This is a genomic window from Embleya australiensis (genome assembly GCF_051903075.1).
Taxonomy (GTDB): domain Bacteria; phylum Actinomycetota; class Actinomycetes; order Streptomycetales; family Streptomycetaceae; genus Embleya.
On record NZ_CP182423.1, the window covers coordinates 1,699,476 to 1,722,276 of the forward strand.

A 22,801-nucleotide genomic window follows, 5' to 3' on the forward strand; every position below is an offset into this window, starting at 1 on the left:
CATGAGCGCCGGCACCACCGCCACCACTCCGCAGGACGCGCTGCACGGCGTCGACCCCGTGCTCCTGGAGATCGTCGAAGGCACCCTCGCCTCGGTCGAGATGGAGGTCGAGACCGCGATCGGGCGCACCTCGCGCTCGCCGATGATCCGCGACGCGCACGACTTCCGGGCGGGTATCCACGACCGCAAGTTGCGCAAGCTCACGGGCCGTTCGTACTCCGCGCTGGTGCACCCCATCGCCCGCGACTTCCCGCTGGAGACGATGCGTCCGGGCGACGTGTTCTTCCACAACGACGTGTACGAGTCGGAGGGCGGCATCGGCCACCTGCCCGACCTGTGCGTCACCGTCCCGGTCTTCGCAGACGGGCAAGTGGTCGCGTTCGTCCAGGCTTTCGGGCACCACGACGACATCGGCGGCTGCTGCCCCGGGTCGATGCCCTCGGGCGCGACGACGGTGTACGAAGAGGGCCTGATGGTCCCGCCGATCAAGCTGTGGGACCAGGGCGTGCCGAACCAGGCCGCGCTGCGCATCATGACCCGCAACTCGCGGATGCCCGACTCGCTCGCCGCCGACCTGGACGCCGAGTGCTCGGCGTGCCTGATGGGTTCGCGCCGGCTCGGCGAACTCTTCGAGCGCTACGGCCGCGAGACGGTCGAGGCGTGCTTCGACGCGATCCTGGACAAGACCACCGAGACCTACCGTCGCGAGATCCTGTCCAAGATCCCCGACGGCGAGTACGTCTGGGAGGACTACGCCGAACACGACGGCGTGGACGAGCCGATGCTGCACACGCAGCGGATCACCCTGACCAAGACGCCCGACAAGATCCTGATCGACTTCACAGGTACGTCGAAGCAGGCCAAGGGCCCGATCAACCACTGCGGCGACTACGCGGACGGCAACTTCCTCAAGAAGTGGCTCGCCCCGATCCTGCGCAACCTCGCGGACACCCCCGAGCGGATGGCCGAACTCGACGTCAACGAGGGCGTGGTGCCGCTGATCGAGATGAAGTTCCCGGAGAAGGGCACGCTGCTCACGCCGATCTTCCCGGCGCCGACCAACGCGCGCACCTTCGTCATCCTGCGCCTGCTCGGCGTGCTCTCCGGCGTACTGGCCAAGGCCGTCGACGGCCGGATGCCGGCCGACCAGGAGACGATCCGCTACACCGGCGTGTACGGGCACGACGCGGAGGGCCGCTCGTACCTGATGCGCGAGGTGCTCGGCGGCGGCTCGGGCGGGCGCTACTACGCGGACGGCGAGGACACGATCCACGTCGTGCCGGACTCGCGCAACCTGCCGACCGAGTTCACCGAGTCGCGCTTCCCGTTCCTGGTCGAACGCCTGGGCCTGGCGGCCGACTCGGGCGGCCCGGGCGAGTTCCGCGGCGGCCTCGGCTACGAGAAGCACATCCGGATGTTGCTCGACGCGTCGTTCATGTCGATCGCCGACCGCTCGATCCTGTCCTGCTGGGGCGTCAAGGGCGGCAAGGCCGGCCGTCCCTTCCAGGTCGTGATCGACCCGGGCGGCCCGAACGAGCGCGAGATGGAGGGCCTGGTCGACGACGAGCCGGTCAAGGCCGGCGAGGTCATCCGGATCCGCACGACGGGCGGCGGCGGCTGGGGCGACCCGCTCAACCGCAAGACCGAGTCGGTCCTGCGCGACGTCCAGTGGGGCAAGGTCTCGCGGGCGGCGGCGGCGGACGACTACGGCGTCGTCCTGACGGGCGAGGGCGACGAGTTGGCGGTCGACGAGGCGGCAACGGAAGCACTGCGCGAGTCGATCCGCGCGGCCCGGCCGGAGGTCGAGCCCTTCTTCGACCGCGGCCCGGGCTACGCACTGCTGTCGGGCGGGCAGGCCTACGCGGCGGTGGACCTGCTGTAGGCGGCGGCGCCGGGGCCGCAGGGGGCGGGCCGGGTGCGGGGCCGAGGGCCCGTACCGCTGGGCCCCGCACTGGCCCGCCCCCTCGGCCGATGCCCGAAAAGCACCCCGAGCAGCCGCGCCTCCCTCCGCGATCGGGAGGCGCGGCCCAGCCCCGGCCCATCCCGCCCCGAGCCCCCGAACACCCCGGCCCCGACCGTCTCGACGGTCGGGGCCGTTGGCGTCGCCGTTGCCGTTGGCGCCCGCCCATGCGTCGCCCCGATCCGGGACGGCCCGGGATCTACAGGCCCAATCGCGCGGCGAAGGCCGAGAAGGTGGGTGCCACAACCCGCCACCGGCACAGGCCGGGATCCGTCCAAAAGTCGCTGCCGACAACACGGGGATCCGCTGGATCCGTCCGGTAGTCGAGCGCCAGGGCAACGTCATCCCCAGGGTTGCGATTGACTGCGACCAGCACCGCCTGTTCGACGTCGAGCCAGGGAAGTTCGAGCGGTTCGGTGGCGGTGCTTCCGCGTGCCTCGCGAAAGAAGGCGCAGCGCGGGTCGTCCGCGAACATGTCCATCGATCGGGACTCGAACTCCATCTGCTCGGGATGCGACACGAACACCAGCGGATCCTCGAACCACGGGATGACCTCCGCCAACACCGCGTCCCCGGGGTGCCGCCAGAGGCCACGCTCGAAGAGCGAGGCCAGGCGGGCGGGAAGAACAAGTCCTCGGACGGTCGCAGGCGCCATGGCATGCAGCCTCGCACGGCGGGACGACTCCCGCGCAAACACCGCCCTCGGCAAGGAACCCCGTTCCGGGGCGGCCCCGGAACCGCCCACCGCGGAGCGGCCGTTCGCGGCGGGAACCGCCTCCCATCCGCCCGGCAGCGAGGCGAAGCCGTGGGCGTCCCTACGCCGGTTCGCCGGGTGTGCGTTCGGTGGGCAGCGCCTCGACCGCGTTGGCGATGGCGGGGCGGAGGTGGTCGAGGGTCGTGTCGGGGCCGAGGATCATGCGCCGCAGGTGCGGCATGGTCAGGGTCCATGCCACCAGGCCGAGGGTGAAGAAGAGGCGGCTGCGCGGGTCGTCGTCGGGGTGTGCGGTGGTGGCGGCCCGGATCTTGTCCTGGTAGTGACGGGTGCGGGCGTCCTCGGCGGGGACGGGCCGGTCGCCGAGTTCGAGGGCTTCCCACATGAGCAGGCGTAGCGCCTCGGGGTGGGCGCGGTGGTGGTCGAAAAGGCGTTCCGCGTAGGCGGGCAGGTCGTCGTCGCCGGGCGGGACGTCTCGGGCGAGGTCGGCCATGAGGCGTTCGAGGACGGCGGCGAAGAGCTGCTGCTTGTCGCCGAAGTACTCGTAGATGGCCCGCTTGTTGGCCTCGGCCTGGGCTGCGATGCGATCCACCCGTGCGCCGGCGACGCCGTGCGCGGCGAATTCGGCGGTCGCCGCCGCCAGGATGCGTTCCTTGGTTGCCGCAGAGTCGTAGGCCATGGAGCGATTGTAAGGAACCGGTTCGTTTGACGAGCGCGCGGCGGCGTGCAAGGCTCTCCTACGAGCTTCCGAACTATCTGGTTCGTTCGTTTGGAGGAATGTGATGTCCCCGACCGATCAGTCCTCACCGTCCGGCGAGCCGCGCCGGCGACTGTCCCTGCTGATGGCCCTGGCCTGCGGCGTCTCGGTGGCCAACGTGTACTTCCCGCAGGCCCTCGGCCCGCTCGTCGCGGACGGCCTCGACCTCACCCCCGGCACGGCGGCGGCGGTGGCGACGCTGACCCAACTCGGCTACGCGCTCGGGATCTTCCTGCTGGTCCCCCTCGGCGACCGACTGCCGCGCCGGCCGCTGATCACCACGTTGCTCGCGGTGACCTCGTGTGCGCTGCTCGTCGCGGGCCTCGCCCCCGCGTTCGGCGTACTCCTCGCCGCCGGCACCGCGGTCGGCATCGCCACCGTCGTCCCCCAGGTGCTGTTGCCGATGGCCGCGGGCCTGGTCGCCCCCGAGCACCGGGGCCGAATCATCGGCACCCTGCAAGGCGGCCTGATCGGCGGAATCCTGCTCGCCCGCACCTTCGGCGGCATCGCCGGCGAACACCTGGGCTGGCGCGCGCCGTACCTGATCGCCGCCACACTCACCGCGCTCCTGGCAGTCGTCCTCGCTCGCGCCCTCCCGGCCACCGCCGCGTCCGGGCACGAGAGCTACCCGACACTGCTCGCGGACACCCTGCGCATGCTGCGTACCGAGCCCGCCCTGCGCCGCTCCGCGCTCTACCAGGCCATCCTCTTCGGCGCTTTCAGCGCCGTCTGGACCGCACTCGCCCTGCTGGTCACCGGCCCCCGCTACGACCTGGACACCCAGACCGTCGGACTACTGGCCCTGATCGGCGCCGCCGGCATGTTCTACGCACCGGCCGCCGGACGCCTGGTCGACCACCACGGCCCCGCCCGCGTGAACCTCGCCTGCGCACTGGCCACCCTCGCCGCCGCCGCGATCCTGATCCTCGGAACCCTCGCCGGCGTCATCGGACTCATCTCCCTGGCGGCCGGCCTGCTCCTGCTGGACGTCGCCATCCAATGCGGCCAAGTCGCCAACCAGGCCCGCATCTTCGCGCTGCGCCCGGAAGCGCGCAGCCGGCTCAACACCGCGTACATGACCTGCTCGTTCCTCGGCGGCAGCGCGGGCTCCTGGCTGGGCATCCACACCTATACCCGACTGGGCTGGCCAGGCATCTGCGCCCTCACCGCACTCGCCGCAACCATCGTGCTGCTCATCCACGTCGCCTCACACCGCCCCGGAAGGACCCGAGCCCCGGCGAAGCCGCCCGCTCCCCAACCGACGACCACAACACGGTGAGGCCCCCGAACACCGCCCGGCCTCCCCACTCCACGGGGCAGACCACCGCGCGCCCACCGCCACATGATCCGCAAGCCACAAGCCACAAGCCAGAACCAACAACCAACAACCAACAACCAACAACCAACAACCAACAACCAACAAGGATCCCATCATGACCTTCCCGGCAATGCCCCCCGCCGTCCTCCAGTTCTTCCGCGCCTCCCAGGACGGCGATGCCGACACCTGGGCCGCCGCCTTCGCCGAAGACGGCGTCTTCCACGACCCCATCGGCACTCCGCCGATCACCGGACGCACCGCCATCCGCACCTTCATCGCCTCCGTCATACCCAACTTCCACCCCTTCCTGGGCCTGACCCCCACCCAAGCCCACACCGTCGGCAACCACGTCGCCGTCACCTGGTACGGCGCCGCCGTCACCCCGGACGGCAAACCCGTCAACTGGTCCGGCATCAACATCTACGACCTCGACGACACCACCGGCTTGATCCGCGAAGCCAAGGCATACTTCAACCCCGCCATCTTCCAAGCCCAACTCACCCAATAGACAAGGCGAAACCCGACCGGCAGCGGCGGGCGGAGAGGGCGGCGCGGTCGCGTCCGCCGGGTGCCTTCCCGCATGGGCCGGGCGTGCGCGACAAGCGCTGCGCCTCGCCCGGGTGGCACCGGCGCGGGGCGGGTCAGAGTCGTTTGGCCGGCCGCTGCCGGCGTGCGGGGCTCCGAAACCCGATGCTCCCGACAAGGCGGGTGCGTTGCTCGGCGGAAAACCCGGCGGGCTGGAGGGGGCTCGGGTGGGGTCCGCCGGGGTGGCTTCCCGAGTGGGTCGGGCGCTTGCGGCGGGCGTCGCGCTGTGGCCGAGGGTTGGGGCTGGTCAGAGTCGACTGGCCGGCCGCCGCCAGCGTGCGGGGCTCCAAGACCCGGAGTCCCGACGAGAGTTGCGCATTGCTCGGCGGAAGGGCTGGCTGGCAGCGGCGGGCGGGAGGGGGCTCGGGTCGGGTCCGCCGAGGTGGCTTCCCGGGTGGGTCGGGCGTGTGCGGCAGGCGCTGCGCCTCGGCCGGGTGGCACCGGTGCGGGGCTGGTCAGAGTCGTTTGGCCGGCCGCCGCCAGCGTGCGGGGCTCCAAGACCCAAAGCCTCGACGAGAGTTGCGCATTGCTCGGCGGAAGGGCTGGCTGGCAGCGGCGGGCGGGAGGGGGCTCGGGTCGGGTCCGCCGAGGTGGCTTCCCGGGTGGGTCGGGCGTGTGCGGCAGGCGCTGCGCCTCGGCCGGGTGGCACCGGTGCGGGGCTGGTCAGAGTCGTTTGGCCGGCCGCCGCCAGCGTGCGGGGCTCCAAGACCCAAAGCCTCGACGAGAGTTGCGCATTGCTCGGCGGAAGGGCTGGCTGGCAGCGGCGGGCAGGAGGGGGCTCGGGTCGGGTCCGCCGAGGTGGCTTCCCGGGTGGGTCGGGCGTGTGCGGCAGGCGCTGCGCCTCGGCCGGGTGGCACCGGTGCGGGGCTGGTCAGAGTCGTTTGGCCGGCCGCCGCCAGCGTGCGGGGCTCCAAGACCCAAAGCCTCGACGAGAGTTGCGCATTGCTCGGCGGAAGGGCTGGCTGGCAGCGGCGGGCAGGAGGGGGCTCGGGTCGAGTCCGCCGAGGTGGCTTCCCGGGTGGGTCGGGCGTGTGCGGCAGGCGCTGCGCCTCGGCCGGGTGGCACCGGTGCGGGGCTGGTCAGAGTCGTTTGGCCGGCCGCCGCCAGCGTGCGGGGCTCCAAGACCCAAAGCCTCGACGAGAGTTGCGCATTGCTCGGCGGAAGGGCTGGCTGGCAGCGGCGGGCAGGAGGGGGCTCGGGTCGAGTCCGCCGAGGTGGCTTCCCGGGTGGGTCGGGCGTGTGCGGCAGGCGCTGCGCCTCGGCCGGGTGGCACCGGTGCGGGGCTGGTCAGAGTCGTTTGGCCGGCCGCCGCCAGCGTGCGGGGCTCCAAGACCCAAAGCCTCGACGAGAGTTGCGCATTGCTCGGCGGAAGGGCTGGCTGGCAGCGGCGGGCAGGAGGGGGCTCGGGTCGAGTCCGCCGAGGTGGCTTCCCGGGTGGGTCGGGCGTGTGCGGCAGGCGCTGCGCCTCGGCCGGGTGGCACCGGTGCGGGGCTGGTCAGAGTCGTTTGGCCGGCCGCCGCCAGCGTGCGGGGCTCCAAGACCCAAAGCCTCGACGAGAGTTGCGCATTGCTCGGCGGAAGGGCTGGCTGGCAGCGGCGGGGAGGGGAGCGGGGTCGGGTCGGGCTCGCCGGGGGCCTTTGCGAGTGGCCGGGGCGTTTCTGTGTGCAGTGAGCTTGTGAGTGACGAAGGCTTCTGAACCCGGACGGCGTTGGGTGTCGCAGCGCCGAAGCAAGATAAAACCGCAGGTCGGAGCGGAAGGAGAGCCGTTTCGGGTGCCTCGGGATCCGGGTTCGGCCCCCACCGGCCCTCACTGGGCAGTTTCGGTCGTCCTCGCCGGTCTGCGTCAGGCCGAAGCGCGCGAAACCGACTCGATCGGGCAGTTTCGATCTCTCCGCCAGCGTTGAGGAGGCCGAGGTGCACGAAACCGGCACTCGACACCCGATTCTCCGCCCCGACCACGCAAAACCGCAGGTCACCGAAACTCAAGGCTTCGAACCACCCATCGCGATCCGGCTTCGAACCCCACTCCCCCCGAAGCACGCCGGATCCACTCGGCAAGGCTCCCCGGAAGACCCAACCCGACCCCTCGCCCGCCTCCCGCTGCCGGCCGGGTTTCCGCCGACCAAAGCGCAACTCTCGTCGGGGCTTTGTGTCTTGGAGCCCCGCACGCTGGCGGCGGCCGGCCAAACGACTCTGACCAGCCCCGCAACCCGACCACAGCGCAAACGCCCGCCGCACACGCCCGACCCACCCGGGAAGCCACCCCGGCGGACCCGACCCGAGCCCCCTCCCGCCCGCCGCTGCCTGCCGGGTTTCCGCCGAGCAATGCGCAATTCTCGTCGGGGCTTTGTGTCTTGGAGCCCCGCACGCTGGCGGCGGCCGGCCAGACGACTCTGACCAGCCCCGCAACCCGACCACAGCGCAAACGCCCGCCGCACACGCCCGACCCACCCGGGAAGCCACCCCGGCAAACCCGACCCGAGCCCCCTCCCGCCCGCCGCTGCCTGCCGGGTTTCCGCCGAGCAATGCGCAATTCTCGTCGGGGCTTTGTGTCTTGGAGCCCCGCACGCTGGCGGCGGCCGGCCAGACGACTCTGACCAGCCCCGCAACCCGACCACAGCGCAAACGCCCGCCGCACACGCCCGACCCACCCGGGAAGGCACCCCGGCAAACCCGACCCGAGCCCTCCCCTGCCCCCGCTGCCGGCCGGTTTTCGCCGAGCAGAGCCCACTCCTCGCCGCGAGCCCCAAGTCTCGGAGCCCCGCACGCCGGCGGCGGCCCGCTCCGCGGCTCTGGTCAGCCCCGACCTCCCGACCGAAACGCAACGCCTGCCGCAAGCACCCGGCCCGGCCCGGCCCGCCCCGGCCCGGCCGGCTGGTTTCGTGGCTGTGCCGGGCTGGTGTCTGGTGGCGTCTGCGCCAAGTGGACCTGTGCAGCAGCCCGGTCGCCGACCGGCCCGGTGGGCCGAAGACGATCGCGAGAGGCCGACGGATCTCCGGGACGGTCGGCGGGAGCGGTTCGAGGTTGCGGGCCAAGTGGTGGGTTCGGCCGGCCGGTTGTGGGCGGCCTGACCTGCGGCGATGGCTGCACGGAAGATCAGGGCGAGCATGGCGAGGGTGATGTGTCGGTGCCACGAGGTCCGGTTGCGGACCTGGCTCCTGGGCCAGGCGGGGCTTGGTCGCGAACCGTACGTTGTCGGGTATCCCGGCAGCGTGACGGCGTTCGGGATCACCACGCCAGGGGTGCTCGGGCAGGTGGGGCCGGCGGTCGATCAGTACCCTTCCGCGGCTGGTGGCGTAGGCCGGTAAAGCTCCGACCCGGGAGTTCTCGACGTGTCCTGCGGTGCCGGTGTACTGCCGTTGCACTCCCGCTGAGCACGCCCGGATGGCGTCGGCGTCCCGATGTGCGTGCCCGGCAGCCGCTGCATCGGTCCGGGGCGGGCGTGATCGGGCTGTTCGGCCGGCTGCCTGCGGTTCTTGCGCTCGACGTTCGATGGCAGCGCGATCAGGTGGGCGCGGACACCGGCCCGGGGCGCGACTCGACCGGAACGGCCCGCGATTCGAGCCGTGACCTGGTCGAACATCGCTCGCCGGCGGGCGGGGTCTACGCTACGGCCGGCGGGGTTATGTCCTTGGTGAGGCGGGCGGTTCCGTCATCGTCGGTGTGTGACGCCGACTGGTATCCCTCGCCCTGGTAGAGGGCGATGTTCCGCCGGCTGTGGACGCCGGTGTGCAGCACGAGGCGGCGGCAGCTCGGCTCGGCCGCGGCTTCGGCGGTGCGCAACAGCCAACGGCCCAGTCCCCGGCCCCGCAGGTCGGGTACGACGCCGAGGCGGCCCAGGTGCCAGTCGGTGTCGACACGTCGGGCCCGCACCATGCCCAGCAGCCGGCCATCCCGCCACAATCCCATGGCGTGCCAGGTCGCCAGCCACTCGCCTATCTGCTCCGGTGACTCGTGCAGGGCCGGGATGGCCAGGGTGTCGTTGGCGAGGGCCTCGTCCACCCAGCAACACCGCTGCACCACCGTGACCTCGGGAGCGTCATCAGGCGTCAGCCGCCTCAGGTAGGAACCCGGCAACGGGCCGGGCCGCAGGTCGGGGCGTGCCCCTTCGCGCATCGGACGTAGGGCGTGGGCGATCCGGACCAGTTCGTCCAGGACACCGACGGCCGCGGCGGCGAGGGTGGCGCTCGGGCGGATCCGTCCGTCTTCGACCGCGTCACCGATGCGTATCGCGACCGTGCGCCCCAACGGCACCAGGCGCAGTGTGGTCACCACCTGCTTGGCGTGCTGGACCGAGCGCGTGCCCGCGGAGGTGTTCCCGTAGCTGATGAAGCCGATCGGTTTCCATGCCCATTCGCGACCGAGGTAGTCGAGCGCGTTTTTCAGAGTCGCCGGCATTCCGTGGTTGTACTCCGGCGTCACCACTATGAAGCCGTCCGCGGCGTCCACGAGCGCGCTCCATCGTCTGGTGTGTTCGTGCGCGTGGAGACCCGACGACGGATGCTCCTCTTCGTCCAGGAAGGGCAGTTCGAGGTCGCCGATGGCGATGGGCACGAGTTCGACGTCGAGTTCCCCGGCGCGAGGCGTGATCGTCTCCATCAACCACGTGCCGACCGCCGGGCCGAGGGCGCCGGGTCGGGTGCTGCACACCAGGACGAGGACACGCGCCGTATTCGTTGACATGGAAATGAAAATAACCGCTAGATTGATTACATGTCAAAGAAGTCCTCGGCTGAGAATGTGCGCTGGCTGAACCCGGACGAAGAGCGGGCGTGGCGGGCCTACCGGCGCATGGTGGTCGCCGTGCAGGCCGCCACGGCGCGTGACCTGGCCGCGGTCGGACTCTCCGAGCCCGACTACGAGGTGCTCAGCACGTTGTCGGAGCGGCCCGACCACACCAGCACCCTGCGGGAACAGGCCGCCAAGATGCGATGGTCCCGCAGCCGGCTCTCCCGGCACGCCACCAGGATGGAAGCGCGCGGTCTCCTGCGACGGGCACCCGACCCGGCGGACGGCAGAGGATGCTTCCTCATTCTCACCGACCACGGCCTGGAGACGCTCGAAAACGCCGCCCCGGCGCATGTCGCCTCGGTGCGACGCCACTTCATCGACCGGCTCCCGCCCGAGGACCTCGGCGCCCTCGAACGCATCGCCCGGAAGCTGGAGGACATCGAGGACTGACGGTGAGCACCGGTCAGCCGCGCACCCACGACGGCGACCGGCGAGACTCGGCATCCGTGGTGACCGGCGACGAAGCCCGCGGCCAAGACCCACAGTTCCGGCTCCCACCCCGACGGACAAACACCGTTGCAGTTTCTGGCTAGACTCCGGGGCATGATGTTCGGCGCCGATCGCACCGTGGAGAGCCGGCTCGTCCGGGTGGAGCGGAAACTCGATCTGATCCTGCGTCACCTCGGCATCGAGGAGGACGAATCGGAACTCGCCCAGGTCCGGGCGCTCGTGGACGAGGGCAGGACCATGGAGGCGATCAAGGTCCACCGGGAGACCACCGGCGCGAGTCTCAAAGAGGCGAAAGACGTGGTCGACGCCATCAAGGCGGGACGCCGCTGACCTCCGGTCCCGCGTCATGGACACCCGCCTCGCAGGCGGACTCGGTCCGACGCGGCGCTGGCATGGTCCGATCGACATCTCGCGACTCCCGGCGCACGCAAGCGAGCACCGACGCTACGACGTGACCGCCCACATCGGCCCACAGCGAGCCGTTGGCCCCTGTACGACCTCGCCTGAACCATGACGACATACCAAAACGTCACGGCAGTAAGCGAGTTGCGCGAGCACATCACACCGTGGGCTGAACGGTCGGCGCGTATTGCCCCCGGTTCACGAATTCCCGGACCTGCACGTGGGATGTGAAGGCGGTACTCCGGGAGCGGTACTCGGGTGGTTCGCGGCCCGGTGGGAGCCGAGAGGCCACCCGCTCCGGCCGATCCCGCGAACGGCGGGTGCGGCGGGCCGAATCCGTCCACCGGACGCCGTATCGGGGGCGGCTTCCACGATCATTGGGCCATGCGTGCCGCCCGCCTGATCCGTATGGCGTTGCTCATCCAGTTGAGCCCCGGCCTGACCGCCTCCGCCATCGCCCGCGAGTTTGACGTCTCCGAGCGCACGGTGATCCGCGACGTCCAGGCGTTGCAGGAGGCCGGCATCCCCGTCAGGTCGGAGCGCGGCCGAGTGGGCGGGTACCACCTGGCACCGAGCTACCGAACCCGACTCGCCACACTGCACCCCTCGGAGGCGGAGACGCTGTTCCTTTCCGGTCTGCCCACGGCGCTACAGGATCTGGGGTTGTCGGATGCGGCGGACAGCGCCCGCCTGAAGTTGACGGCCACCCTGCTCCCGTCGGTGCGGGCGGCGGCCGAGTCGTCGGTGCGCCGGTTCCATCTCGATGCGCCGGCCTGGTTTCGGGAGCCGTGCACGCCCGCACTGCTGCCGGAACTGGCCCGCGCCGTGTGGTCCGACCGCACTGTCGAACTGGCCTATGCGCGGCCGGGCCGCGACGGCTCGCCGCCCTCCACCGTGTCCCGTGTGGTCGAGCCGTACGGGCTCGTCCTCAAAGCGGGCTTCTGGTACCTCGTGGCCCGGCACCCGGCCGACGGGGCGAGCCGTGACGGGGCCTGGCGTACCTACCGCGTCGACCGTGTCACGGCACTGGCTCCCGGCGCGCCGGAACCGTTCGTGCGCGATGCGGCTTTCGACCTGGCCGCGCACTGGGCGACGCACGCGGCCGGGTTCGCCCGGACCCTGCTGCGCACGAGCGTCACGGTGCGCCTGACGGAGCAGGGGCTGCGCCGCCTGCCCGCCGTGGTCGACGAGGCCGGTGTCGAGGAGGCGTTGGCCGGCGCGAGCGAGCCGGACGCCACCGGGCTGGTGACGCTCGACTTGCCGGCGGAGTCACCGGATGTCGCCTTCGACCAGCTGAGCAGGCTCGGCGCCGACGTGGAGGTGCCGGCGCCGGCGGGCCTGCGCGCCCGTTTCCGCGAGCGCGCACTCGCCCTTGCCGCGCTGTACGGGACGGAGCCGCAGGATCAGCGGTAGTCGTCCGCCGAGGCGTCCTTCCCGCCGTGGGTCACGTCCTCGAAGTACGCCCAGGCGTCCGGCCGGCTGCCGTCCACGTCACGGACGCCGTAGATCCTGGCGAGTTCCCCGCTGGAGGTGGACCTGCCGTTCCAGCGTTCGGCCCGGTCCGGGTCGGCGGCCAGGGCGGCGACCGTGCGGGCGAGGAAGTACGGGGACTCGGCGATCGCGAAGGCCGGTTCCCGGGCGATGGCGTCGCGCCAGTTCTCCTCGGTCACGCCGAAGTGGGCGAGCATCTGCTCCGAGCGCATGAACCCCGGCGAGACGGCGACCGCCGTGCCACCGTACTGCGCCAGTTCTTGGCCCAGCCCGAAGGCGAGCCGGATCGGGGCGTTCTTGGCGAGGTCGTAGTACATGTTCTCGCGGTAGCGGCGGTTGGAGACCGCGGTGCCGTCGGTGATCTCCACGTGCAGCGGCGCGTCCGAGCGGATCAGGAGCGGCAGCACGAGCGCCGCGGTGATCACGTGCGAGCGGGCACCGAGATCCAGGATACGCAGGCCGTCGGCGAGCGGGGTCTCCCAGCTCTTCTTGCCGAAGACCGAGGCGACGAGGAGGTGTTCGCCACCCCAGAGGTCGTTGACGAGGATGTCGAGCCGCCCTTGCTCCTGGTCGATCCGCCGGACGAGGGAGCGGACCTGCTCCTCGTCCAGGTGGTCGGTGGGGACGGCGATGCCCGTGCCGCCGGCCGCGGTGACGAGTTCCGCGGTCTCCTCGATGGTCTCCGTCGCCCGGCCGACCTCGCTGTTCTGCGTGCGGGTGGTGCGTCCGGTGACATAGACGGTGGCCCCGGCCCGCCCGAGTTCGACGGCTTGGGCACGCCCGGCGCCGCGGGTGGCCCCGGCCACGAGTGCGATTCGGCCCACGAGCGGGCGTTCCTGGGAGGCATTCCGAGCGCTGTTCGGAAGCGACGTTTTCTGACTCATGCCATTGATCATCCACGCCAATAGTGACAGAACACGTCACCCTTTCCCGGATGTCCGCGCGCACCGGGCCGGACCGCCCGCGGGCATGTTCGCGAGGCGATCCGGATCGCGCGCGGTCTGGCGGCGGTGACCGTGGAACCTCGGTCAGTGGACGACGTCGAAGACGTTCTTCTGCACACCGTTGGCGTACGCCTCGTGCTCGACCAGCTTCAGCTTCTGGGTGTCCTTGTCCGTGGCGCTGAACAGGCGCTTGCCTGCGCCGAGCAGGAGCGGGAACACAAGCAGGTGGTAGCGGTCGATCAGGTCGGCGTCCGACAGGGCCTGGTTCAACGTGGCGCTTCCGTGCACGATGATCGGACCGCCGTCGGTCTGCTTCAGCGCGGCGACGTCCTCGAGCGAGCGCAAGATCGTGGTCTCGCCCCAGTTCGACACCAGGTCGCCCTCGGACAACGTGGTGGAGACGACGTACTTCGGCATCACCTTGTAGTCGGCGAAGTCGGACATCTCCGGCCACACCGCGCTGAACGCCTGATAGCTGCCCCGGCCCATCATCATCGCCGCGGCTTCCCGCTGTTCCCGGCCCTTGATCTCGAACGCCTCGGGGAGGAACTCGATGTCCTTGAAGGTCCATCCGGAGTTGCGGTAGCCGGGCTCCCCGCCCGGGCCCTCCACGACGCCGTCGAGCGAGACGAAGGCGGTGCTGATCAAAGTACGCATCGAAAATTCCTGAGTGTCTCGTTGCCGTTTCCGGCGAGTTCGGTCGGTGTGCGCTCGTTTCACGGCGCACCGGACATGATCTTGGATTGTGGATCGCGGGGAAACCGTCTTCCCCCGTTCGAGTTCTTCGGACGCCCGGCTGTGGTCGCGGCAGTGACGCCGCTGGGTACCAGTCGGCGAAGTCCTCGTCGTTCCACAACCCGTCGAGGCGGTCCCGCACCCATATCGCCGTCGTACCGCCCGGGTTGCTCGCCCGCGCGACCTGCGCGGTCAGAGAAGGGACCTGCTCACCGGGACAGGGCGGAGGGACAACAGACACCTCGAACTCATTCGGCCCTCGGAACAGCCCGAGCATGCCCGATGATCAGGCTGCCGCACCGGGAATCACCAAGATCACCGACAGAGTCAAGCTTAGAGGCAGACAAACCGGATCGGACCTGTTTCTCCATGGTCCCGGGGCCCGGCCATGAGCCACCATGGGGCCGTGAATACCGTGGCGAAGCGTCTGGCCAAGTGGTTCCTGGGCGCGGTGGTATCGGTCTTTCTGGTGATACTCGCTCTCATCGGGTTGGTCGTCTTCCTGCTCGTCTACAACGGAGAGCCTCCGGATCGGGCCGACATCGACAAGGTGGCCAACGCTCCCAAGGTTCGTGCGGCCCAGCGGACGGCCGTGGGGGACCTCGAAGCCGCGTACACGACGCTGGAACAGGCCATGGGCGGGCGCGCCCGGCCGCATGCGGAGGCGGTGTCGGACGTGTGCGGCGCCTCGTTCCGCGATCGGGGGCTGTGGCACCCGGACGGCTGGAGCGACGTCAACTGCGAACGCGAGGTGGTGCGCGCCTATGTGCTCGACGGTCCCCAGGCGGAGAACGCGACGGTCGTTGCCGTCGCGCTGGAAGCCGCCGGCTGGGCACGGAACGGGCCGGCCTCCGTGAATCCGGGTACGCCCCCGTGTCCCGCACCCGCGTCATCCGCCGTCGACGCCCCCTCCACGCCGATCGGCCACGAACCGGCATGCCGCATCGACGCGATCCTGCCGTCGCGCGTGAGTCTGTACGCGGAATTCTGGGCCGAGGGCCTCGTTCCGGCGCGCTTTCCCTCCCAGTTGCGAGATGCGGCCGATCACTCCACGACCAGCACGACCGCGCGCATCGATATCCAAGCCATCACGAGCGCGTCCCGGCCACCCGGGAGCAGCGTTGTGATCGTGTCCATCCTGGCCCCCTATTTCACGCAACAACAGCATTCCTGACGCGACTTCGCCGAAGCCGGGAGAACGGCCGCGCCGCCGGGGTGGCCGCGGCAGGTGCGGCGGGGTCTGTTCGGGCGGGAGCCACGAACAGCCCGAGCATGCCCGATGATCAGGCTGCCGCACCGGGAATCACCAAGATCACCGACAGAGTCAAGCTTAGGGCGTGGCGGGCAGGGGCCTGTGAGAACGGGCCCCGGATGCGCGGCCGTGGGCGTTGTACGATCGGCCACACGGGTGACACCGGCCGGCGACCACGCTCGCCGCCGCGTACGGGGTCCCGGTCAGTCGTCCGGGTCGACGACGCGCAGCAATGCCAGGTCGGGGAGCTCGAGTTCGAGGGACAGGCGGCGTCCGGTGACGGTTCCCTGGTAGGCGAGATCGTCCACCTTCACGCCCATGCTCTCGATCGCGTTCACGAGCATGGTCGCCGCAGTGTCGGCGTGTTCGGGGTGGCGCAACGCGTTGGGGAAGCGCTGTTCGCACAGCAAGTCGGCCCGGGGCCAACCGAATTGCACGAACCGGTCGGGATCGGCCATCGGGTCGCCGTGGTCGGACGCCTCGATCCACAGGTCGACTCCGTCGTTCCAGGCGCTGACACGTCGGAGTCGGTCGCGGCCGGATTGCAGATGGAGGATGAACTCGGCGGGGATGCGCGGTGCGTCCGTGCACAGGGCACGCAACGCGATGGCGAGCTGCGTACGTACTCGCTCCCACGTCCGAGGCGGGGTCGGGCGCGGCTCGGGGGAGCGCAGGTCGATCGGCGCGGCGGCGCGCCAGATCCCATGCGGCAGACCGGCGGCGTCGTTGTCGAACGTGGTGTTCAGCATCGCCATGATCGCGCTGTCCCCGTGCAACCGCACGGCCAGGCTGGTACCCGGGCGACGCCAGAGCATGGTCGGGCCGGGCCCGGCGCACACCATCGGCGGTGCGCCCAGGATGTCCTCGGTCAGCTCCCAGGCCGTCTGTACGAATTCCACCGCGTCGCTGTACCGGATGCCGTAACTCAGGTTGAACTCCAGGGAGATCGCCTGGTCGGCATCGAATTCGTCGACGGCCACGACGCCGACCCCCTGCCTGGGGCCGCCCGGCGGATCGTCCAACCGCCACCGCACCCCCTCCAGCCGACCCCGGACCGGGTCCGCCTGCCCGCCGTTCGGCCCCGTGGCGAGCAACCGCCACCCCAGGCCGCCCAGAACGGACGAAACCTCCGCCATCCGCCATCCGCCCAGGTCCAGCGGCGCCAACTGCTCCAGCAGGCTTTCGAACCGCTGCTCCGCAGACCAACGTCTGTACTCATCCGTCATGCACCGCAGACTAAGGCCTGTCTGATAATGATCTTGTGGTGTCTCGGGGTGGGTCGACGGATGCGGCGTGGGCTCGGATCGAGCCGTTGTTGCCGGAGGTGGACGGTCGTGGTCTGCCGTGGCGTGATCATCGGCAGGTGATCGACGGGGCGTTGTGGCGGTTGCGGACCGGTGCCCCGTGGCGGGATGTTCCGGCGCGGTACGGGCCTTGGCAGACGGTGTACGAGCGGTACTCGCGGTGGGAGGCGGACGGGACGTGGGCCGCCTTGTTGGAGCACGTGCGGGTGCGGGACGACGCGGTCGGTCGGGTCGACTGGTCGGTGTCGGTGGACTCGACGGTCGTCCGCGCGCACCAGCACGCGGCCGGGGCGCGGAAAAAGGGGTTGCGGACGGGGACGAACCGGGCGACGTGGGGCGTGCGGCGTCGGGCCCGAATCATGCGGGCCGCGAGGGTCTCGGCCGCTCGCGGGGCGGCCTGACCACCAAGCTGCATCTCGCGGTGGACGGGCGGGGGTTGCCGTTGTCGATCGTGGTCACCCCGGGGCAGGCGGGGGGCGCGCCGGCGTTGGACGCCGTGCTCGCCGGGATTCGCGTGCGGCGGCTCGGTCCGGGTCGGCCGCGGGTGCGGCCGACCCGGTTGATCGCGGATCGGGCGTACTCCTCGCGGGCCATCCGTGCCCGGTTGCGGGCGGCGGGGGTTCGGGTGGTGATCCCCGAACGGGCCGATCAACGGGCGAATCGTCTCGTCGCCGTCGGGGTCGAGCCGGCGGGCGCCCCCCGGCGTTCGACCGGCAGGCGTACCGCGAACGCAACGTCGTAAAACGGTGTTTCTGTATTCACCCGTGAGGTTGGTGACGCGGCTTGCGGGTGGTTGGCCCTTGAGTGCGGTGTGTCCGCGGTGGTGATTGTAGGAGTGGAGCCAGGCGGGGAAGGCTTCGCGTCGCTCCGTCTCGGTGCGGTAGGGCTGCGCGTAGGCCCATTCGTCGAGGAGGGTGCGGTTGAAGCGTTCGACCTTGCCGTTGGTCTGCGGCCGATACGGGCGCGTGCGCTTGTGCGATATCCCTTGTGCCGCAAGGGAGTCGCGCCAGGCATACGACTTGTAACAGGAGCCGTTGTCGGTGAGGACGCGTCGGACGGTGATGCCGCACGAGGCGAAGTAGGCGTGTGCCCTGGCCCAGAATCCGACGGCGGTCTCCTTCTTCTCGTCGGTGAGGATTTCGGTGTAGGCGAGGCGGGAGTGGTCGTCGACGGCGTTGTGGAGGTAGGCGTATCCGGCGCCGGAGCGGGTCTTGCGTCCGGCGGCGCGGCCGAGGGCCTTGTGGCCGCCGCCGTCGGGGATGTTGCCGAGTTTCTTGATGTCGACGTGGACCAGGTCGCCCGGGGCGGCGTGTTCGTAGCGGCGGATCACCCGGCCGGTCGCCCGGTCGAGGTGGGCCAGGCGGGCGAGGCCGTAGCGGGTCAGGACGCGGTGGACGGTCGCCGGGTTCAGGCCGAGGAGGTACGCGATCCGGGCGGGTCCCCAGCGGCGCAGGACGCGGACCTTGACGATGCGGCGTTCGGTGCGGGTCGGGGTCCTGCGTGGGCTGCGGTGCGGCCTGGAGGAGCGGTCGGCCATCCCGGCCTCGCCGGATTCGCGGTAGCGGGCGGCCCATCGGGCGGCGGTGGTCACCGACACCTGGAAGCGTTCGGCCGCGCGTCGCAGGGGCCATCGGTCGTCGACGACGCAACGGGCCAGGCGCAGGCGTCCGGTCTCGGTCAGGGGTGCATTACGGTGGGGCATGAGGGCCTTTCGTTGGTCGGTGCAGATGTCGCAATCCACACCGAACCCGAAAGGCCCTCACTCGTTCAAGATCAACCCACCATGCAATCCGTCACCAACCTCCGTGGGTAATACACCTAGGCGCGGAGCGGAGGCTCGGTGGTCTTCAGGGCGGCCAGGAAGGGGGTCCAGGTGGCTTCGTGGAAGAGGAAGGCGCCCTGGGCTGGGTCCTTGGAGTCGCGTATGGAGATGGCGCGGCCGGGAGAACGGGCTCCCTCGACGCAGTTCACATCCGGGTTGCTGTAAGTGGACTTGAACCATTCGCTCGTGGTCATGAATCAGATCTCCTTGATCGCCTCGTGGATCATGTCCCGGGCTTCTTGGGGCCCCGGAGCAAGAACTTGGAGCTCGCGGAAGTTTTGCTCGTAGGTGTCGACGATGCCGTCCCGAGCGGCGACCCAACTTGCGGCCATGCTTTCCAAGTAGACGATCGGCCTCGCAAGCGATGCCCTAGCGAACCGGAGGATGGTGAATGGGCCGCTCATGCCGATGTGAATCCCCAGGCTGAACGGCACCACCTGCACGTGGACGTTCCGCAACGTCGAGACCTCGGCGATGTGTTTGAGCTGCTCGGCCGTCACCGTCGAATCCCCTCCACGGCGACGCAATACCGACTCGCTGAGGATTACGAAGAGTTCCAGGGGCGCTTCCGCTCGATACAACACTGCCTGCCGGGCAATCCGGGCGGCGACTCGCAGCTCGATCTCTTCCGAGCTGTAATTCCTCAACTCGGTCCGGTGAATCGCCCTTGCGTAGGCTTCCGTTTGCAGCAGCCCCGGCACGTAATCCGATTCGTAGTCACGCACTACAGTCGCCGAGGCCTCCAGTCCGAGGAAGGCATGGACGGTCGGCTGGACCGTGGGGTGCTCCCAGGCCGATGCCCATCGATCCTGCTTCGTCTTGGTCACCAGGGAGTAGTCGATCAGCAGCGACCTTGTCGCGGCATCGGCCTTGTAGAGACCACACAGCATCGCCGCGTCATCCGGTTCGACGACGACGTTGTCCCCGTACTCCAGTCGGGTCACCTTCGACGGGCTCCACATGAGTCGCCTTGCCACCTGACTGGATTTCAGGCCGGCGCCTCGACGCAACCGGCGTAGTTCCGCGCCGAGTTGCAGACGGCACAGGGCAGGCGTGGCCGACTCGATTTCTTCCATCGTCTTTCGTTCCTCCGCACACGATTTCAGTGTCTCGGCGAACGTCCCACCCCGGCAAGAACGTTCTGCGTCACAGCGGGAATTACCGTGCGCGAGCGCATTTCGGCTCATCTCGGCCCGTAATCCCATCGCCATGCTAGTGGCCGAAACTCACGCGTCGACGCCGAATCGATGCATTGCGTGATCATGGTGGAGGTGCCCTGAGTTCGCCGTGTGCGCCGGACCATATGTCAGCGTCGCCCGAAGTCCACCTCCTCCGCCTCCCGTCCCGGCCACGTCAGCCGCGTCGGCGCGGCCGGGGTCTCCGCCACCACCCGGCCCCGCGAGATCACGTGGCTCGGGCGCACCTGGCGGCGGAGGACGTCGAAGGGGGAATCGGCGGGCAGGAGCAGGAAGTTGGCCGGGCGGCCGATCGCGACGCCATATCGCTCGCCCAGGTCCAGGACCCCGGCGGCCCGCGTCGTGACCATCGCGAACGCCTCGTCGATTTCCGCCTGCCCGGACAGCTGCGCGGCCAGGATGCCGGCGTGGGCCACCTGGATCGGGTTGGCCGTGCCCAGGGGGAACCACGGGTCCATCACGTCGTCGTGGCCGAATGCCACATTGACGCCGGCCGCCGACATTTCCTTGACCTGGGTCAGGCCGCGGCGCTTGGGGTAGTCGTCGAAGCGGCCCTGGAGGGTCAGGTTCACCATCGGGTTGCTCACCAGGTTGATGCCCGAACGGGCCACGATCCGGCGCAACTTGCGGCTGTACGCGCCGTTGTACGAGCCCATCGCGGTGGTGTGACTGGCCGTCACCCGGGAGCCGAGGCCGCCGCGCCGGGCCAGTGTGGCGACCACCTCGACGAATCGGGACTGCTCGTCGTCGATCTCGTCGCAGTGCACGTCCACCATCAGGCCGTGTCGCTCGGCGAGTTCGAAGGCGATCTCCAACGACCGCACACCGTCCTCGCGGGTGTCCTCGAAGTGCGGGATGGCCCCGATCACGTCCACCCCGGCGGCCACCGCCCGCTCCATCAGCGCCTCCCCGCCGTCGAAGGACACGATGCCCTCCTGGGGAAACGCCACCACCTGGAGGTCGAGCACATCCCGTACCCGCTCGCGCAGTTCGATCAGGGCGTGCAGCGCGGTGAGTTCGGGGTCGGTGACGTCGCAGTGGCTGCGTACGTGCAGTACGCCGTGGGCGACCTGCCAGCGCAACACCTGTTCGGCGCGGGCCAGTACGTCCTCGCGGGTGAGCATCGCCTTGCGCTCGGACCAGCGTTCGATGCCCTCCCACAACGTGCCGGAGGTGTTCCAGCGGGGTTGGCCGGCGGTCAGGGCCGTGTCGAGGTGGATGTGCGGCTCGACGTACGGCGGCGTGACCAGCGCGCCGGCGGCGTCCACGACCGGACCGGTCGGCGCGACGGCTCGCGTCCCGGCGGGGGTGATGTCGGTGACGACGCCGTCCGTCACCACGATGTCGACCCGGTCGGTCCGGTCGGCTCGGTCGGCTCGGTCGGCTCGGTCGAGGAGCCGGCAGTCGGTCACGGTGAGGCTGCTGTGCATGTTCGGTCGCTCCAGGGATCGTTCGGGGATCGGATCGGGTTCACGATCGGGCGGGTTCGGGCATCCGCTCCTGCTTGCGCTCGTGGCGGCCCAGGACCAGGTACAGCCCACCCGCGACGATCGCGCCCGCCAACCACGACAGGTCCACGTTGCCGATCGCCCTGGCGCCCGGACCGCGCAGCGCCTCGGGGACGCCGTACTCGAAGCACCAGGTGGCGACCATGCCGCACAGCAGCGCGACGATCGCCGACCAGCGCACGTCGGCGAGCAGACCGCGACGCGGCGCGGCGTACAGCGCGGCGATGTCCACGCGCTGTCGGGCGAAGACGTAGAAGTGCACCAGCATCACCGCGGCCCACGGCGCGACCCAGGTGACCATGCCCGCGAGCCAGGTGTCCAGGGTGTGCGCCAGGCTCGCCCGGAAGATCAGGAACAGCGTGAACACGGTGGCGAACACGCCCACCAGGCAGGACAACACGCGCCGCGAGACCCTGATGTCCAGGGTCTGCGCACAGAGCGAACAGCTGTACAGATTGAGGATGTTGGTGGCGATCGGCCCGTGCAGCACGAGCAGCAGCACGGGGATGGCGAGCGGGCCGAACGAGTCGACGATCAGTTGCCCCGGGTCGGCCTTGGCGTTGACCGTGGCCAGTGACGCACCGAGCACGCCGAGCCAGACCACGGGGACGAACTGGCCCAGCACGCTGGCCGCGTACAGCTTGCGGCGGGACGTGGTGCGCGGCACGAAGCGGGAGTAGTCGGAGGCGTAGGCGAACCAGGTGATGCCCCAGCCGACGCCGATCGCGGTCATCACCGTGCTCATCGCCGACCAGCGGTCGCCGCCGCTCAACGTGCTCGCGTGGCCCCAGTCGATGTCGAGCCGGGTCCAGGCCACCGCGGTCATCGCGGCCAGCACGACCAGGGTGGCGGGTACGGTCCAGCGCTCGAAGCCGGCGATGGCGGCGAAGCCGGACGCGGCGATCGCGATCTGGACGGCCATCACCACCAGGACGACCACGACCTTGGTGCCGTTGCCGCCCTCGTAGCCGACGCTGTCGAGGAGGGCCATCACGAGGTCGAGCACGATCCAGGTGTTGATCGCGCACCACCCGGCGGAGATCACGCCCTGGACGGCGGCGGGCAGATAGGCGCCGCGCCGACCGAACGCGGCCCGGGCCAGCACCATCTGGGTCACGCCGGTGCGCTGGCCCATCAGTACGAACAGGCCGAAGACGCCCATGCCGATCAGGTTGCCGACGATCAGGACCAGTACGGTGTCGACCAGTCCCAGGCCGAGCACGATGCCGAGGGCGCCCAGGACCCAGTTGATCGGCGCGATGTTGGCGCCGGCCCAGATCCAGAACTGGTGCGCGGGTGTCGAGTCGCGGGCCTCGTCGGGTACCGGTTCGAGGGACTGGGTGTGGTCGACCGCGCGCTCGGGGCGGGCCGGCTGCGCGGGGTGCGCGGGGTGGTCGAGGGTTGCCACGGAGACCTCCGGTGGGACGGAGCGGAGCACTGCGGTGGGGAATGCGGTGCGATGCGATGCGGTCTGCGGTGAGAGCTACGGTGGGGTGATCACCGAAGGTTCCTCGGCCGGACGGGTCGTGACAACGGACACCGTGACCGCCATACTGACGGATCTTCCGGACGGA

Annotated in this window: 18 protein-coding genes and 2 pseudogenes; 8 read left to right on the forward strand and 12 right to left on the reverse strand. The window is 70.2% G+C overall.

Annotated features, from left to right (window positions below):
• Position 1: 1 nt before the first annotated feature.
• Positions 2 to 1,882, forward strand: a complete 1,881-nt coding sequence (locus ACMXN5_RS37730; protein ID WP_439679421.1) for a hydantoinase B/oxoprolinase family protein — start codon at positions 2 to 4, stop codon at positions 1,880 to 1,882.
• A 277-nt stretch (positions 1,883 to 2,159) separates the two neighbouring features.
• Here the strand turns inward: ACMXN5_RS37730 and ACMXN5_RS37735 are convergent, their stop codons facing one another.
• Together ACMXN5_RS37735 and ACMXN5_RS37740 are read right to left on the reverse strand one after the other, a co-directional pair.
• Positions 2,160 to 2,522, reverse strand: a complete 363-nt coding sequence (locus ACMXN5_RS37735; RefSeq protein ID WP_439679422.1) for a hypothetical protein — start codon at positions 2,520 to 2,522, stop codon at positions 2,160 to 2,162.
• A gap of 253 nt (positions 2,523 to 2,775) precedes the next feature.
• Entirely contained in the window at positions 2,776 to 3,351 is a 576-nt protein-coding gene (locus ACMXN5_RS37740; RefSeq protein WP_395797531.1) for a TetR family transcriptional regulator, read from the reverse strand.
• A gap of 103 nt (positions 3,352 to 3,454) precedes the next feature.
• On the opposite strand from ACMXN5_RS37740, the gene ACMXN5_RS37745 reads away from it, so the two are divergent.
• Both ACMXN5_RS37745 and ACMXN5_RS37750 read left to right on the forward strand, forming a co-directional pair.
• Positions 3,455 to 4,708 carry an MFS transporter gene (locus ACMXN5_RS37745; protein WP_439679423.1) on the forward strand — a complete coding sequence of 418 codons (1,254 nt, stop codon included), beginning with the start codon at positions 3,455 to 3,457 and terminating at the stop codon, positions 4,706 to 4,708.
• A gap of 154 nt (positions 4,709 to 4,862) precedes the next feature.
• Entirely contained in the window at positions 4,863 to 5,255 is a 393-nt protein-coding gene (locus ACMXN5_RS37750; protein WP_439679424.1) for a nuclear transport factor 2 family protein, read from the forward strand.
• Between the two features lie 2,059 nt (positions 5,256 to 7,314).
• Here ACMXN5_RS37750 and ACMXN5_RS37755 read toward each other — a convergent pair.
• Together ACMXN5_RS37755 and ACMXN5_RS37760 are read right to left on the reverse strand one after the other, a co-directional pair.
• Positions 7,315 to 8,697: a transposase gene (locus ACMXN5_RS37755; protein WP_439681360.1), complete on the reverse strand. Its 1,383-nt coding sequence runs from the start codon at positions 8,695 to 8,697 to the stop codon at positions 7,315 to 7,317.
• Positions 8,698 to 8,935: 238 nt separating this feature from the next.
• The gene (locus ACMXN5_RS37760; protein WP_439679425.1) at positions 8,936 to 10,015 is read right to left on the reverse strand and encodes a GNAT family N-acetyltransferase; all 1,080 of its coding nucleotides are present in this window, start codon (positions 10,013 to 10,015) and stop codon (positions 8,936 to 8,938) included.
• A gap of 30 nt (positions 10,016 to 10,045) precedes the next feature.
• Here ACMXN5_RS37760 and ACMXN5_RS37765 point away from each other — a divergent pair, with 30 nt between their 5' ends.
• The 3 genes from ACMXN5_RS37765 to ACMXN5_RS37775 all read left to right on the forward strand — a co-directional run bounded on the left by ACMXN5_RS37765 (position 10,046) and on the right by ACMXN5_RS37775 (position 12,388).
• Entirely contained in the window at positions 10,046 to 10,513 is a 468-nt protein-coding gene (locus ACMXN5_RS37765) for a MarR family winged helix-turn-helix transcriptional regulator (RefSeq protein WP_439679426.1), read from the forward strand.
• 153 nt (positions 10,514 to 10,666) lie between these two features.
• Positions 10,667 to 10,903: a hypothetical protein gene (locus ACMXN5_RS37770; RefSeq protein WP_439679427.1), complete on the forward strand. Its 237-nt coding sequence runs from the start codon at positions 10,667 to 10,669 to the stop codon at positions 10,901 to 10,903.
• A gap of 456 nt (positions 10,904 to 11,359) precedes the next feature.
• Positions 11,360 to 12,388 carry a helix-turn-helix transcriptional regulator gene (locus ACMXN5_RS37775; protein ID WP_439679428.1) on the forward strand — a complete coding sequence of 343 codons (1,029 nt, stop codon included), beginning with the start codon at positions 11,360 to 11,362 and terminating at the stop codon, positions 12,386 to 12,388.
• Here the strand turns inward: ACMXN5_RS37775 and ACMXN5_RS37780 are convergent.
• A complete protein-coding gene (locus tag ACMXN5_RS37780; protein WP_439679429.1) occupies positions 12,379 to 13,350 on the reverse strand; it encodes an SDR family oxidoreductase in 972 nt (323 codons plus the stop codon). The genes ACMXN5_RS37775 and ACMXN5_RS37780 overlap by 10 nt on opposite strands.
• A 144-nt stretch (positions 13,351 to 13,494) precedes the next feature.
• Complete coding sequence (locus tag ACMXN5_RS37785; protein ID WP_439679430.1) at positions 13,495 to 14,067, reverse strand: dihydrofolate reductase family protein; 573 nt, start codon at positions 14,065 to 14,067, stop codon at positions 13,495 to 13,497.
• A 484-nt stretch (positions 14,068 to 14,551) separates the two neighbouring features.
• On the opposite strand from ACMXN5_RS37785, the gene ACMXN5_RS37790 reads away from it, so the two are divergent.
• Complete coding sequence (locus ACMXN5_RS37790; RefSeq protein WP_439679431.1) at positions 14,552 to 15,319, forward strand: hypothetical protein; 768 nt, start codon at positions 14,552 to 14,554, stop codon at positions 15,317 to 15,319.
• 281 nt (positions 15,320 to 15,600) lie between these two features.
• Here ACMXN5_RS37790 and ACMXN5_RS37795 read toward each other — a convergent pair whose 3' ends face one another.
• The gene (locus ACMXN5_RS37795; protein ID WP_439679432.1) at positions 15,601 to 16,623 is read right to left on the reverse strand and encodes a hypothetical protein; all 1,023 of its coding nucleotides are present in this window, start codon (positions 16,621 to 16,623) and stop codon (positions 15,601 to 15,603) included.
• A 35-nt stretch (positions 16,624 to 16,658) separates the two neighbouring features.
• Here ACMXN5_RS37795 and ACMXN5_RS37800 point away from each other — a divergent pair.
• Positions 16,659 to 17,454 (forward strand): annotated as a pseudogene (locus ACMXN5_RS37800) (IS5 family transposase); the annotation flags it as partial.
• A gap of 1 nt (position 17,455) precedes the next feature.
• On the opposite strand, the pseudogene ACMXN5_RS37805 reads toward ACMXN5_RS37800, so the two are convergent.
• From ACMXN5_RS37805 to ACMXN5_RS37825, 5 genes and pseudogenes are all read right to left on the reverse strand, one after another.
• Positions 17,456 to 18,403 (reverse strand): annotated as a pseudogene (locus ACMXN5_RS37805) (IS481 family transposase); the annotation flags it as partial.
• A 116-nt stretch (positions 18,404 to 18,519) separates the two neighbouring features.
• A complete protein-coding gene (locus tag ACMXN5_RS37810) occupies positions 18,520 to 18,717 on the reverse strand; it encodes a DUF397 domain-containing protein (protein WP_439679433.1) in 198 nt (65 codons plus the stop codon).
• Positions 18,718 to 18,720: 3 nt separating this feature from the next.
• Positions 18,721 to 19,599: a helix-turn-helix domain-containing protein gene (locus ACMXN5_RS37815; RefSeq protein ID WP_439679434.1), complete on the reverse strand. Its 879-nt coding sequence runs from the start codon at positions 19,597 to 19,599 to the stop codon at positions 18,721 to 18,723.
• Between the two features lie 230 nt (positions 19,600 to 19,829).
• Positions 19,830 to 21,149 (reverse strand): cytosine deaminase, encoded by a 1,320-nt coding sequence (gene codA / locus ACMXN5_RS37820; protein WP_439679435.1) that lies wholly within the window; start codon positions 21,147 to 21,149, stop codon positions 19,830 to 19,832.
• 40 nt (positions 21,150 to 21,189) lie between these two features.
• Complete coding sequence (locus ACMXN5_RS37825; protein WP_439679436.1) at positions 21,190 to 22,635, reverse strand: purine-cytosine permease family protein; 1,446 nt, start codon at positions 22,633 to 22,635, stop codon at positions 21,190 to 21,192.
• Between the last annotated feature and the right edge of the window lie 166 nt (positions 22,636 to 22,801).